An 11,736-nucleotide genomic window follows, 5' to 3' on the forward strand; every position below is an offset into this window, starting at 1 on the left:
TATTCTGTATTTGCCCTTACGTAAATAGGATGAATGTTGTAGAATAACGAATAGACGAATTTCTATAAGAAGAAGATATAGATAGATGGGACGGATAAGTTTGGATACTCGGGAGTTTTACAGAGACACTTGGGCAGAGGTTGATTTGTCCAGCATCAAAGAGAATATTCGCTCATTCCGCGGCCTGCTTCCAGACCGAACGGAAATTATGGCCGTAGTGAAAGCGGATGGATACGGACACGGAGCGCTGCCTGTCGCAAAAACGGCACTTGAAGCAGGGGCAACCTATCTTGCAGTTGCATTATTGGATGAAGCACTGTCTCTTCGAAAACAAGGCATACAGGCACCAATTCTTGTACTGGGCCGGACCAGGCCGGTAGATGCAGCACTTGCAGCGGAAAATGATATTTCACTTACCGTTTTTCAAGCGGACTGGGTCGATGAGGCTTCAGTTTATATTCAAGGAGAGAAGAGGGTCAACCTCCACCTTAAAATTGACACGGGAATGGGACGGATTGGAACGAGAGAAGCAGAGGAAACGAAGAATCTGGCCTTGAAAATAGAGGAAATTCCCCAATTTTGCCTGGAGGGCGTGTTTACCCACTTTGCCACGGCGGATGAACTGGAATCTGATCTGGTGGACAAACAATTTGAAAGGTTTGCGCGAAGCTTGGAATGGATCCGTGAAACGGGTGCAGCACCGCTCTTTATCCATTGCGGAAACAGTGCGGCCTCTCTAAGGTTCCCTGACAGAGTCTTTAATATTGCAAGAATCGGAATCTCGATGTACGGACTCGCTCCTTCAGAGGAAGTGAAAAGCGTACTTCCTATTCCGTTAAAAGAAGCCTTTTCCCTGCATACCCGGCTTGTTCATGTAAAAAAAGTTCAACGGGGAGATACAGTAAGCTATGGCGCCACCTATACCGCCAAGGAGGAAGAGTGGATCGGCACGCTTCCGATCGGCTATGCCGACGGCTGGATGAGACGCTATGCTGAAAAAGGTCATGCACTGGCTGGGGGCAGGAAAGTTCCGTTCGCAGGAAGGGTCTGCATGGACCAATGCATGATCCGCCTTCCCCGTGAGATGAAGGTCGGTGATCTTGTTACGTTAATCGGCTGCCAGGGGGACGAAAAGATCTCTATTGATGATCTTGCCGCTCAAATCGGTACGATAAACTACGAAATTCCGTGTTTAATTACATCTCGTGTCCCCCGTGTTTACAAAAAGTAAGGTCGAATTTTAGAAAAAATGAATGTAATTTTAAATTTTTAGCAGAATATTAGCAGGACTATTAAAAATCTTGAAGAATATTTACTTTGAAATCGTTTTGCAAACCCTTATCTTAAGTGATAAGATTATATTTGGTTAAGAATGATCGTAGCAAATCGTAGATAAGCTTTGCTCTGGAGGTGTAGGTGTGTCCGAATTGGCTAACACAAAGAGGATCGTAATTAGTCTTCCTCAACAGATTATCAATGAGGTAGACCGGATGATTAAGAATGAGAATTTGGACCGCAGCGAATTTATACATCAGGCGACTAAGATGTATATCCGCGAGAAGAAGAAACGTCACATTCGTGAATCTATGAGACAGGGTTATATGGAAATGGCAAAAATCAATTTGAACATTGCATCAGAAGCCTTTCTTTTAGAGGAGGAAGCTGAAATTACCTTAGACCGCTTAGTTAGCGGGGTGTAGCCCTTTGATCGTAAAACGCGGAGACGTTTACTTTGCAGACCTTTCCCCTGTAGTTGGATCGGAACAAGGGGGAATCAGACCGGTTTTGATTATTCAAAATGATATCGGTAACCGATTTAGTCCTACTGTTATTGTCGCAGCCATAACCGCTCAAATCCAAAAGGCAAAACTGCCGACGCATGTTGAGATCAATGCGAAGAAATATGGATTCGAACGGGATTCTGTTATCTTGCTGGAGCAAATACGTACGATTGATAAACAAAGGCTGACCGACAAAATCACGCATCTTGATGATGAGATGATGCGTCGCGTTGATGAAGCGTTACAAATCAGTCTCGGTCTTATAGACTTTTAAACAAACTGCCATTTCTCCCTGGGAATTGGCAGTCTTTTTAATTGAAAATTTTTACTAATGTAAATAAGCACAGCTTTTGGGAATTGCAGGCGAACTATATAGCAAAAGATTGCAAGAATGAGTGAGAAATGGAATAATAAATATAGTGTACCGATCGTAAGGGGGTATAGAATGAACGCGGCCATCATCAATATTATCTTAAGTAAACGCAACGAAATAGATGAGCTTTGGTCCAGGGAGCTTAATGCTTTCAAAAGTGAGACAAGCGTTATGACACCCCACATGTACAATCAGCTGAACAAGGAATTTTTATCATTGCTGATTCATCATATCAGCCAGGGCGATATTTCAGCTGATGGGACATTGGAACGTTTTTTCGATAAAGTATTGCGGACGAACATGCCGCTTGAATATTTAACACAAGGTCTTCAGACGTTTCGAAGGATTGTTCTGGAGATTATTATTGAGGAAGATATTCAAAAGGATACAGCAATAGATATATACAGGGAAGTAGACCGCTGGATGGATCCTATTTTAAATTCAGTAGTTCAAAATTCTTCTCAGATTTGGGAACGTACCGTTTCTATTCAAAAGTCAGCGTTGCTTGAATTATCAGCACCGCTTATTCCGGTATTTCAGCATATTAGTGTTATGCCGCTGATTGGAACCATCGATACAGAACGCGCAAAGCTGATTATGGAGAACCTGCTCGAGGGAGTGATTCAATACCGTTCTCAAGTCGTTCTTATTGATATTACAGGTGTTCCCGTTGTCGATACAATGGTTGCTCACCATATTATCCAGGCTGCTGATGCAGTCAGGCTGCTGGGCTCCACTTGTATTCTGGTCGGAATCAGGCCGGAAATCGCCCAGACCATTGTTAGTCTTGGCATTGATTTAAGCCTTTTTCCTACGAAAAGCACACTGCAAAAAGGGATGGAAAGAGCTCTGGAAATTACAAACCAACAAATCGTTAAGGATAAATAGGGAGTGGGGAAAATGAGGATTCCTATTTTGAAACTGCATGAGTATCTTCTTATTACGATTCAAGTAGAGCTCGACGATCAGACAGCTCTGCAGTTTCAAGAAGATCTGCTTAATAAGATTCATGACACCGGCGCCAAAGGTGTAGTAATTGACCTGACATCCGTAGATATGATCGACTCCTTCATCGCCAAAGTATTAGGAGATGTCGTCCGTATGTCAAAACTGATGGGAGCACAAGTGGTTTTGACTGGTATTCAGCCTGCAGTTGCAATTACACTGATTGATTTAGGGATTTCAATGAGAGAGGTTCCGACGGCGCTTGATCTTGAACAAGGGCTTGATAAATTGCGACTGGAACTGGAGGGATGAGTATGGACATCCAATCCTGTGTAGAAGTTTGCAATGAATGGGATATCGTCAGTGCCCGGCAGTTAGGCAGAAACATGGCAAAAGAACTGGGGTTCGGCAATGTGGATCAGGCGCGGATTACAACCGCCATTTCTGAGTTGGCACGTAACATCTACTTGTATGCCGGCAGCGGAAAAATTTGTCTGGAGCCGGTTGAACAAATGGGCAGGAAAGGACTCCGAATCATCGCCGTTGATAACGGTCCTGGGATTCGGGATATCCGAAAAGTTATGCAAGATGGATACACGACTTCTGGAGGACTAGGGGCGGGGCTGCCTGGAGTTAAGCGTTTAATGGACGAGTTTTCCATTGATTCAACGTTAGACAGCGGGACAGAGATCCTTGCTACGAAGTGGCTTCGTTAGGAGGTGTTCAATGAACGAAAGAGAAATGATTATAGATCGATATAAAGACTTGCTGACTACCTATCTTAAAGGGAAAAGCGAGACCGCCCTATATAAAGGGCAGCAATTCAGCAGGAAGCTGATCGAGCAGCAGATCTCTCCCGAAGATGTGATCAGCCATCACGTTAACGTGCTGAATGAGCTTTTTCCCGACATGACGGATGGAATGAAGGATTCTTTTGATTTTCTTCTGGAAGTCATGATCGGGTATGGGTTTGCTTACCGTGAGCATCAGAGCTTAAGGACACGGCAGCGCCAGCTTGAATCTGAAATTGAAGTCGCTGCGAGCATGCAGCAGACACTTCTGATCAGTGATGTCCCAGAGGTGGATTCTCTGGATATTGGAGTGATCAGTGTTCCGGCCAAGAAGATGAACGGAGATTACTTTAATTTTGTAAAAGACGATAAATCAATCAGCGTTGCAGTAGCTGATATCATCGGCAAGGGAATACCGGCTGCGCTATGTATGTCCATGATTAAATATGCCATGGACAGCTTGCCTGAACAGCGTATGCAGCCTAATCTCCTGCTTGAAAATTTAAATAGAGTCGTTGAACAGAACGTGCATCCGAACATGTTTATTACTATGCTTTATGGGCTGTATGACACAGATGTCCATAAGTTTTATTTTGCCGGTGCAGGACATGAGCCCGGTTTTTTTTATAAAGCGGAAAGCGACGAGTTTGAAGACATGTTTGCCAAGGGTCTCGTTTTGGGTGTTTCCCGAACGACCAAATATATGGAATATGAAAAACAGCTCGATCAGGGTGATATGATTATTCTTCTTTCCGATGGCGTGACAGAGTGCCGAACTAGCAAAGGGTTCATCGAAAGAGATGAGATTGTTTCTCTGATCCGTGAGAATATGCATAAACCTGCTCAGGAAATTGTCGATTGTGTGTTTACAGAGCTTGAGAGACTTCAGGAATTTGAACTAAGAGATGACTTTACACTTATTATTCTAAAAAGAATGGTTTAACCGTTTTTGAAAAAGGGTAAATCATTTTATGGGTTTATGATAACAACCTGGGGGGAAAAAAATGAATCTGCAAATTAAACATGAAGAAACTAATGGAGTTCACTATTTAATATTAGCTGGAGAAGTAGACGCATACACTGCACCAAAACTTAAGGAAGTGCTGGTTCCTCTTACAGAGGAGAAAAATGTACAAATCATGATTGATCTTCAGCACATTGATTATATGGACAGTACAGGCCTTGGAATTTTTGTCGGAGCTTTGAAGTCAACCAAGAAGAATGACAGTTCGCTGAAGCTTCGCGGAATGACCGAAAGAGTTAAACGATTGTTTGAAATTACCGGACTGACTGAGGTAATGGATATAGACAATGAGGTAAAGGGGGAGGCCAGATGAATAAAGCCTCTGATTTTATCGAAATGACAGTACCTGCCAAACCCGACTATGTCGGTGTGGTGCGTCTGACGATATCTGGTATCGCCAACCGGATGGGTTTTGTTTTTGACGAAATTGAAGATATCAAAATTGCCGTTTCAGAAGCCTGTACGAATGCAGTTAATCATGCGTACACAGAAACGGAAAAAGGACAAATCCGGATTGGCTGTGGCGTATATGAAGACCGGCTCGAAATTATGGTTGTAGACCATGGCAAGAGCTTTGATTATGATGATATAAACGAATCACTCGGACCTGTAGAAGGGAAATCCGTGGAACAATTGAATGAAGGAGGTCTTGGCCTCTTCCTAATTGAATCATTGATGGATAAAGTGGAAATTAGCGGTGAAGCGGGTGTGATCGTAATGATGACGAAGTATCTTCACAGAGATGAGGTGAAGGAAAATGTCGACAGGACCTCACCAGCACCTACGCAATAAGGAAGAAGTATATAAGTGGATCGATGAGCTTCAGAACGATCCGCAAAATGAAATTCTTCAAACCAAGCTTGTACATCAATACCAAGACCTTGTCCATTCACTCGCCCGAAAGTTTTCAAAGGGCAAAAGCATTCATGATGATTTAGTACAGGTAGGGATGATTGGACTGCTGGCTGCACTCCGCAGGTATGATCCTGAATTCGGCCGTTCATTCGAATCGTTTGCGGTTCCTACCATCATTGGTGAAATTAAACGCTTTATCCGGGATAAGACCTGGAGTGTCCACGTACCGAGACGGATTAAGGAACTTGGACCGCGTATAAAAAAAGCCGTAGAAGAACTGACGAACCAGCTTCAGCGTTCTCCGAAAATCCAGGAAATTGCCGACTTCTTGGAGGTCACGGAGGAAGAAGTACTGGAGACGATGGAGATGGGCAAAAGTTATCAAGCTCTTTCTGTCGACAGTTCAATTGAAGCAGATCAAGAAGGAAGTACAGTAACATTGCTGGATCTTGTCGGATCTCAGGATGCCGGCTTTGACCAGATCGATAAAAGAATGCTGCTGCAGAAGGCGTTCGCTGTTCTTTCTGAAAGAGAACAAGAAATTTTGAAATGTACGTATTTTGAGAATCTAAGCCAGAAAGAAACAGGAGAACGGCTTGAAATTTCTCAAATGCATGTTTCTCGCCTTCAAAGGAGAGCACTTGAAAAACTTCGGGAAGCAATTCGCGTTGAACCATCGGAGGCTTTAAAATGATCCAGGACTATTCCTATGACAAAATAGCTGTCTCTTCCTTTCAAAAGCCTAAGAAGGGTAATGATCTATGCGGAGATAGTTTTTATGTCACGGAAACCCGTGATTATTTTATTTGTGCACTAGCAGATGGGCTAGGAAGCGGGAGTATGGCAAGAACTGCTTCTCAGGCAGCTGTAAATGCAGTTGAGCAGAATCATCAATTAGATGTTGAGGAACTCATGAAGGTGTGTAATGAGGAGCTGAAAGGGACTCGCGGAGCGGTTCTTTCCATCTTTAAGATTGATTTCCGGCAGGAGGCAGTGATTTATGCTGGTGTTGGAAACATCCGCTTTATGATGGCCGGAAAAGACCGTAAGTTAATTTATCCCCTTCCGACTGTGGGATTTCTCTCTGGAAAACCCCAAAAATTTCGGATTCAGCAATTTCCTTTTGATAATCAGACTGCTTTTATTATTTATTCTGACGGAATGGAAATTCATACGCAAAGCCGCAGCATCTTGACAAATATGGTTTCGCCAAAGGAGTCTGCGGCTTACTTTGGAAACCTTTCTCAAAAATTAATTGATGATGCTACCTGCCTCGTAGGAAAAGTGTCGCATGCATAATATAAGCCGGGCCGATTGAGCCTCGGCTTTTTTTGTGGTAATTATGAATGATCTCCATATATTAATTGAAAAGGGGTGATGCGTTTTGAATCCTGGTTTTTGGATTTGGATTACCCTGGGTTTTATCGCTTTTTACTATATTGTGCGTTACGTCAGCCTTGCCAAAAGGACAGAAATTATTTTGGAAAGCCCGTCTGTTACTAAACATTATGCTTCCATTCACGGTTCCTGCATCAAGGAGGAGGAGGAGTGGCGGTATTGAGCATCCGAACGTGGATGCTTTTTTTATTGCGTCCGGCTCATGTTTTCTTAAAAGGTGTGGAAAGTGTTAAACTAGAAGAGTATATGATGTCATTTTTACAGTAATGAAAGGGGTACTTCTATTGGAAGGAACAATCGAAAAAACGGATAATGGCTATTTGGATATTGCCAAAGAATTGGGTGTTAAACAAAAACAAGTAGTAAACGTTATCGATTTATTAAAAGACGGCAACACGGTCCCCTTTATCGCCAGGTACCGGAAAGAGCTGACAGGCGGACTGGATGAAGTTCAAATCAAAGAAATCATGGATAGATGGCATTATTCCGAAAACCTTAAAGAGCGTAAAGAGGAAGTTCTCAGGCTGATCGGGGAACAGGGGAAACTGACGGATGAGCTAGCTGCTGCCATTTCAAAGGCTAAAAAATTGCAAGTGATAGAAGATTTATACCGTCCCTACAAGCAAAAGCGAAGAACCAGGGCGACTGCAGCCAAGGAAAAAGGGCTTGAACCGTTTGCAGACTGGATGATGAGCCAGCCTGCACAAGGAGATGTCCTGCAAAAAGCTTCGGAATTTCTTTCTGAGGAAAAAGAAGTACATACAGTGGAAGATGCTGTTGCGGGCGCTCAAGACATCATTGCCGAACAGCTGTCAGATGATGCTTCCATCAGAACGTGGATCAGAGACCTGACGTTTAAAGAAGGAAAGCTGCAAACGTCATTGAAGAAAAATGGAGAGGACGAGAAAAAGGTATATGAAATGTACTATGAGTACACTGAGCCTGTTCAGAAAATCGTTCCTCACCGTATTCTTGCTGTAAACCGGGGTGAAAAGGAAGACGTTCTAAAAGTGGATATTGAGGCTCCTTCAGAGAAAATCATTGAAAGACTCAATCGCACTGTAATTAAAAATCCCTCATCACCGGTGGTATCATTCCTAAAAGTGACCATTGAAGACAGCTATAGAAGACTGATTGCTTCTTCTATTGAACGCGATATCCGGAATGAACTAACGGATAAGGGTGAAGAGCAGGCAATCCACATTTTCTCTGAGAACTTGAGGAACCTACTTCTTCAGTCTCCATTAAAGGGAAGAATGGTACTCGGTGTGGATCCTGCTTACCGGACAGGCTGCAAACTTGGTGTGGTGGACGAGACCGGAAAGATGCTCCATATCCAGACGATTTATCCTACCCCGCCGAGGTCGGAAGTACAAAAATCCGAAGCAGTGGTCAAAGAACTGATCGCAAAGTATGGCATACATGTCATTGCCATCGGAAACGGAACCGCTTCAAGAGAAACGGAACAGTTCATTGTCAATACGATTAAAAGCATTGAGGAATCTGTTTCTTATATCATCGTAAACGAGGCGGGCGCCAGTGTTTATTCAGCTTCTGCTATCGCAAGGGAAGAGTTTCCCGAACTGCAGGTCGAGGAACGCAGTGCGATATCCATCGCTCGGAGACTGCAGGATCCGCTCGCTGAACTGGTGAAAATTGATCCGAAGTCTGTCGGTGTGGGACAGTATCAGCATGATGTCTCACAAAAACGTCTGAACGAATCTTTAACCTTTGTCGTGGAAACAGCTGTGAACCAGGTAGGTGTTAATGTGAATACCGCTTCCTCGTCCCTTCTTCAATATGTAGCAGGCTTGTCCAAGACCGTGGCACAGAACATTGTAAAGGTAAGAGAGGAAAAGGGGAAATTCGTGAAGCGGGAAGAATTGAAAAAAATTCCGAGGCTCGGTGCGAAAACCTATGAGCAATGTATCGGCTTCTTAAGGATTCCTGACGGGAAAAACCCGCTTGACCAAACAGCCATTCACCCGGAGAGCTATAAAGAAACACTCCAGCTTTTAAAGGAAATAGGCAGTGAACTGCAGGAGATTGGCTCAGACGATTTAAAATCCAAGCTGAAAACCATTGATATAAAATCAATGGCAGCCAAATTAACGATTGGGGAACCAACTCTTCAGGATATCATTGACGGCTTATTGCGGCCCAACCGGGATGTCCGGGAAGAATTATCAAAGCCGCTGCTGAAAACGGATGTGCTAAAGCTTGAAGATCTGGAAAAAGGGATGGAACTTGAAGGAACCGTCCGGAACGTCGTTGATTTTGGGGCCTTTGTAGATATTGGCGTGAAACAGGATGGCCTTGTTCATATTTCTAAACTGGCCAAACGCTTTGTGAAGCATCCGATGGATGTCGTGAGTGTCGGCCAGGTTGTCACCGTATGGGTAGACAGTGTCGATCTGGCGAAAGGGAGAGTGGCGTTAACTATGCTGCCGCCAGATGCCCAGTAATCCTCGCTGAATTTATGGCAGAGTGTTGCTTTCAGTCGTGCAGTTCTTTTGATTATAAAAAAACCAGCATTGATTTAAAAGACGGATCTGATAACGGTCTTTTTGATAGTAGGCTTTTCTAAGTTGCTTCTTAAACCATGTAGGCATAGACAAAACCTCCACTTATTCAAGCGTGATTTAGTCTATGTCTCATGGCTTGTTGATGTGACCAACTTTTTGTTTTAGAAGGAGAAAGGAAAAGAAATGGAACAAAAGGATCTACAACATCTTGTTGAACATCTTTCACAGGATTTTTTCCAAAAGCGCTTTCGGCATACAGCCCGCTTTAATGCCCGGCTGAGAACTACTGGAGGGCGATATTTGCTGAGGTCCCATGATATAGAGATCAATCCGAGGCAGCTGACTGAGTTCGGCTATGAAGCGCTCGTAGGCATCATTAAACATGAATTGTGCCATTACCATCTCCACATAGAAGGCAGGGGCTATAAACATCGGGACCCGGAATTTAAGCAGCTTCTGAAGAAGGTTGGCGGGCTGCGCTATTGCGAAGCATTGCCTGGAGCCAGGACAACACAGCCGTATAAATATCTTTATATATGTTCAAACTGCAAGCAGCAATATAAGCGTAAGCGCAGGGTCAATACGGCTAAATATGTATGCGGAAAATGCAGAGGGAAATTGATTTTAACTTAAAGCTAAAAAAGTGTTGACTAGAAAGTCTGATCTGTGTTAGATTAATAAAGTCGCTGAAAGACATCTTGTCCTTACATAGACAAAATAAATTCCAAAAAACATATTGACTTTTGAGGCTGAACAAAGTATGATATTAAATGTCTCAAAAACACATTCCACAGTAGCTCAGTGGTAGAGCTATCGGCTGTTAACCGATCGGTCGTAGGTTCGAGTCCTACCTGTGGAGCCAATTACAGAGAAGTACCCAAGTGGCTCAAGGGGCGCCCCTGCTAAGGGTGTAGGTCGCTAACGCGGCGCGAGGGTTCGAATCCCTTCTTCTCTGCCAGTTGTGGCCCGTTGGTCAAGCGGTTAAGACACCGCCCTTTCACGGCGGTAACACGGGTTCGAATCCCGTACGGGTCACCAAGTTGTTTTCGTTAGAAAAAACCAAACGATTTTCTTACAAACATAAATATGGACTCGTGGTGTAGTGGTTAACATGCCTGCCTGTCACGCAGGAGATCGCCGGTTCGACCCCGGTCGGGTCCGCCATTTTTTATCAAACAACATACATTAACACATGAAATTATTGGGCTATAGCCAAGTGGTAAGGCAACGGACTTTGACTCCGTCACTCGTAGGTTCGAATCCTGCTAGCCCAGCCATCTTTCATGAGCCATTAGCTCAGTTGGTAGAGCATCTGACTTTTAATCAGAGGGTCGAAGGTTCGAGTCCTTCATGGCTCACCATCTTAATAATAGCAACACAAACACACATGCGGGTGTGGCGGAATTGGCAGACGCGCTAGACTTAGGATCTAGTGTCTTATGACGTGGGGGTTCGAGTCCCTTCACCCGCACCATTTTTTTAAAACTTTAATTGCTTTGCGGTCGTGGCGGAATGGCAGACGCGCTAGCTTGAGGGGCTAGTGGGGGCAACCCCGTGGAGGTTCGAGTCCTCTCGACCGCACCAAAGCTTCTCATATAACATTTAAATAAAGAAATAAAATAATATGCGCCCTTAGCTCAGCTGGATAGAGTGTTTGACTACGAATCAAAAGGTCGGGAGTTCGAATCTCTCAGGGCGCGCCATAACGGGAAGTGGCTCAGCTTGGTAGAGCACCTGGTTTGGGACCAGGGGGTCGCAGGTTCAAATCCTGTCTTCCCGACCATCTTTTTCGCGGGTGTAGTTTAGTGGTAAAACAAGAGCCTTCCAAGCTCTGGTCGTGAGTTCGATTCTCATCACCCGCTCCATTTAATTTTTGGGCCTATAGCTCAGCTGGTTAGAGCGCACGCCTGATAAGCGTGAGGTCGATGGTTCGAGTCCATTTAGGCCCACCATTTTTTAAGGGCAATGTACTTGACATCCGCTCTTCTAATGGGTATAATAGCTAAGCTACACTAACTAGTAGCAAATGTTCTTTGAAAACCAA

General features: G+C 44.0%; 14 protein-coding genes and 12 tRNA genes. 25 read left to right on the forward strand and 1 reads right to left on the reverse strand.

The features are described 5' to 3' along the window. The first annotated feature begins 85 nt into the window (after positions 1-85). The 12 genes from alr (at position 86) to P4361_RS08495 (ending at position 9,632) form a co-directional block, all read left to right on the forward strand. On the forward strand, positions 86-1,231 hold the full coding sequence (gene alr / locus P4361_RS08440) for an alanine racemase (protein ID WP_328089018.1): 1,146 nt from the start codon (positions 86-88) through the stop codon (positions 1,229-1,231). 187 nt (positions 1,232-1,418) lie between these two features. Further along, positions 1,419-1,700, forward strand: coding sequence for a CopG family ribbon-helix-helix protein (locus P4361_RS08445; RefSeq protein ID WP_053356092.1), 282 nt, complete (start codon positions 1,419-1,421; stop codon positions 1,698-1,700). A 4-nt stretch (positions 1,701-1,704) separates the two neighbouring features. Next, positions 1,705-2,055 carry a type II toxin-antitoxin system endoribonuclease NdoA gene (gene ndoA / locus P4361_RS08450; protein WP_007200228.1) on the forward strand — a complete coding sequence of 117 codons (351 nt, stop codon included), beginning with the start codon at positions 1,705-1,707 and terminating at the stop codon, positions 2,053-2,055. Between the two features lie 171 nt (positions 2,056-2,226). Next, entirely contained in the window at positions 2,227-3,042 is an 816-nt protein-coding gene (locus tag P4361_RS08455; protein ID WP_091010564.1) for an STAS domain-containing protein, read from the forward strand. Between the two features lie 12 nt (positions 3,043-3,054). Then, entirely contained in the window at positions 3,055-3,411 is a 357-nt protein-coding gene (locus P4361_RS08460; protein WP_007200230.1) for an STAS domain-containing protein, read from the forward strand. Between the two features lie 2 nt (positions 3,412-3,413). Further along, a complete protein-coding gene (locus P4361_RS08465) occupies positions 3,414-3,815 on the forward strand; it encodes an anti-sigma regulatory factor (RefSeq protein ID WP_053356090.1) in 402 nt (133 codons plus the stop codon). Between the two features lie 10 nt (positions 3,816-3,825). Continuing rightward, positions 3,826-4,833 carry a PP2C family protein-serine/threonine phosphatase gene (locus tag P4361_RS08470; protein WP_328089022.1) on the forward strand — a complete coding sequence of 336 codons (1,008 nt, stop codon included), beginning with the start codon at positions 3,826-3,828 and terminating at the stop codon, positions 4,831-4,833. A 61-nt stretch (positions 4,834-4,894) separates the two neighbouring features. Next, a complete protein-coding gene (locus P4361_RS08475; RefSeq protein WP_053356088.1) occupies positions 4,895-5,227 on the forward strand; it encodes an STAS domain-containing protein in 333 nt (110 codons plus the stop codon). Beyond that, complete coding sequence (gene rsbW, locus P4361_RS08480; protein ID WP_062240160.1) at positions 5,224-5,706, forward strand: anti-sigma B factor RsbW; 483 nt, start codon at positions 5,224-5,226, stop codon at positions 5,704-5,706. Before P4361_RS08475 ends, rsbW begins: the two co-directional genes overlap by 4 nt. Further along, the gene (gene sigB, locus P4361_RS08485) at positions 5,672-6,463 is read left to right on the forward strand and encodes an RNA polymerase sigma factor SigB (protein WP_053356086.1); all 792 of its coding nucleotides are present in this window, start codon (positions 5,672-5,674) and stop codon (positions 6,461-6,463) included. Before rsbW ends, sigB begins: the two co-directional genes overlap by 35 nt. After that, a complete protein-coding gene (locus P4361_RS08490; RefSeq protein WP_328089025.1) occupies positions 6,460-7,068 on the forward strand; it encodes a protein phosphatase 2C domain-containing protein in 609 nt (202 codons plus the stop codon). Before sigB ends, P4361_RS08490 begins: the two co-directional genes overlap by 4 nt. 365 nt (positions 7,069-7,433) lie before the next feature. Continuing rightward, entirely contained in the window at positions 7,434-9,632 is a 2,199-nt protein-coding gene (locus tag P4361_RS08495; protein WP_328089028.1) for a Tex family protein, read from the forward strand. A gap of 12 nt (positions 9,633-9,644) precedes the next feature. Here P4361_RS08495 and cmpA read toward each other — a convergent pair whose 3' ends face one another. After that, entirely contained in the window at positions 9,645-9,779 is a 135-nt protein-coding gene (gene cmpA, locus P4361_RS08500) for a cortex morphogenetic protein CmpA (RefSeq protein ID WP_091010572.1), read from the reverse strand. Between the two features lie 96 nt (positions 9,780-9,875). On the opposite strand from cmpA, the gene P4361_RS08505 reads away from it, so the two are divergent. The 13 genes from P4361_RS08505 (at position 9,876) to P4361_RS08565 (ending at position 11,644) form a co-directional block, all read left to right on the forward strand. Then, positions 9,876-10,325 carry a SprT family protein gene (locus P4361_RS08505; protein WP_053356083.1) on the forward strand — a complete coding sequence of 150 codons (450 nt, stop codon included), beginning with the start codon at positions 9,876-9,878 and terminating at the stop codon, positions 10,323-10,325. Positions 10,326-10,479: 154 nt separating this feature from the next. Next, a tRNA-Asn gene (locus tag P4361_RS08510) sits at positions 10,480-10,554 on the forward strand. Between the two features lie 5 nt (positions 10,555-10,559). After that, positions 10,560-10,650: transfer RNA gene (locus P4361_RS08515), tRNA-Ser, on the forward strand. A gap of 5 nt (positions 10,651-10,655) precedes the next feature. After that, positions 10,656-10,730: transfer RNA gene (locus P4361_RS08520), tRNA-Glu, on the forward strand. Between the two features lie 50 nt (positions 10,731-10,780). Then, positions 10,781-10,856 (forward strand) — tRNA-Asp (locus tag P4361_RS08525). A 38-nt stretch (positions 10,857-10,894) separates the two neighbouring features. Further along, positions 10,895-10,969, forward strand: a tRNA-Gln gene (locus P4361_RS08530). An 8-nt stretch (positions 10,970-10,977) separates the two neighbouring features. Next, positions 10,978-11,053: transfer RNA gene (locus P4361_RS08535), tRNA-Lys, on the forward strand. A gap of 28 nt (positions 11,054-11,081) precedes the next feature. Next, positions 11,082-11,166 (forward strand) — tRNA-Leu (locus tag P4361_RS08540). A 24-nt stretch (positions 11,167-11,190) separates the two neighbouring features. Then, positions 11,191-11,276 (forward strand) — tRNA-Leu (locus tag P4361_RS08545). A 42-nt stretch (positions 11,277-11,318) separates the two neighbouring features. Continuing rightward, a tRNA-Arg gene (locus tag P4361_RS08550) sits at positions 11,319-11,395 on the forward strand. A gap of 3 nt (positions 11,396-11,398) precedes the next feature. Next, positions 11,399-11,475: transfer RNA gene (locus P4361_RS08555), tRNA-Pro, on the forward strand. Between the two features lie 8 nt (positions 11,476-11,483). Beyond that, positions 11,484-11,557 (forward strand) — tRNA-Gly (locus P4361_RS08560). A 10-nt stretch (positions 11,558-11,567) separates the two neighbouring features. Then, positions 11,568-11,644: transfer RNA gene (locus tag P4361_RS08565), tRNA-Ile, on the forward strand. Positions 11,645-11,736 lie beyond the last annotated feature (92 nt).

Source organism: Fictibacillus sp. B-59209, from assembly GCF_036216745.1.
Taxonomy (GTDB): Bacteria; Bacillota; Bacilli; order Bacillales; family Fictibacillaceae; genus Fictibacillus_C; species Fictibacillus_C marinisediminis.

Bases quoted from the DNA above. Each gene is read 5' to 3' on its own strand.
- P4361_RS08490 (WP_328089025.1), top strand. From the start codon at position 6,460: ATGATCCAGGACTATTCCTATGACAAAATAGCTGTCTCTTCCTTTCAA.
- P4361_RS08475 (WP_053356088.1), top strand. From the start codon at position 4,895: ATGAATCTGCAAATTAAACATGAAGAAACTAATGGAGTTCACTATTTA.
- P4361_RS08465 (WP_053356090.1), top strand. From the start codon at position 3,414: ATGGACATCCAATCCTGTGTAGAAGTTTGCAATGAATGGGATATCGTC.
- P4361_RS08455 (WP_091010564.1), top strand. From the start codon at position 2,227: ATGAACGCGGCCATCATCAATATTATCTTAAGTAAACGCAACGAAATA.
- P4361_RS08470 (WP_328089022.1), top strand. From the start codon at position 3,826: ATGAACGAAAGAGAAATGATTATAGATCGATATAAAGACTTGCTGACT.
- sigB (WP_053356086.1), top strand. From the start codon at position 5,672: ATGTCGACAGGACCTCACCAGCACCTACGCAATAAGGAAGAAGTATAT.
- alr (WP_328089018.1), top strand. From the start codon at position 86: ATGGGACGGATAAGTTTGGATACTCGGGAGTTTTACAGAGACACTTGG.
- P4361_RS08460 (WP_007200230.1), top strand. From the start codon at position 3,055: ATGAGGATTCCTATTTTGAAACTGCATGAGTATCTTCTTATTACGATT.
- rsbW (WP_062240160.1), top strand. From the start codon at position 5,224: ATGAATAAAGCCTCTGATTTTATCGAAATGACAGTACCTGCCAAACCC.
- P4361_RS08505 (WP_053356083.1), top strand. From the start codon at position 9,876: ATGGAACAAAAGGATCTACAACATCTTGTTGAACATCTTTCACAGGAT.
- cmpA (WP_091010572.1), bottom strand. From the start codon at position 9,779: ATGCCTACATGGTTTAAGAAGCAACTTAGAAAAGCCTACTATCAAAAA.
- P4361_RS08495 (WP_328089028.1), top strand. From the start codon at position 7,434: ATGAAAGGGGTACTTCTATTGGAAGGAACAATCGAAAAAACGGATAAT.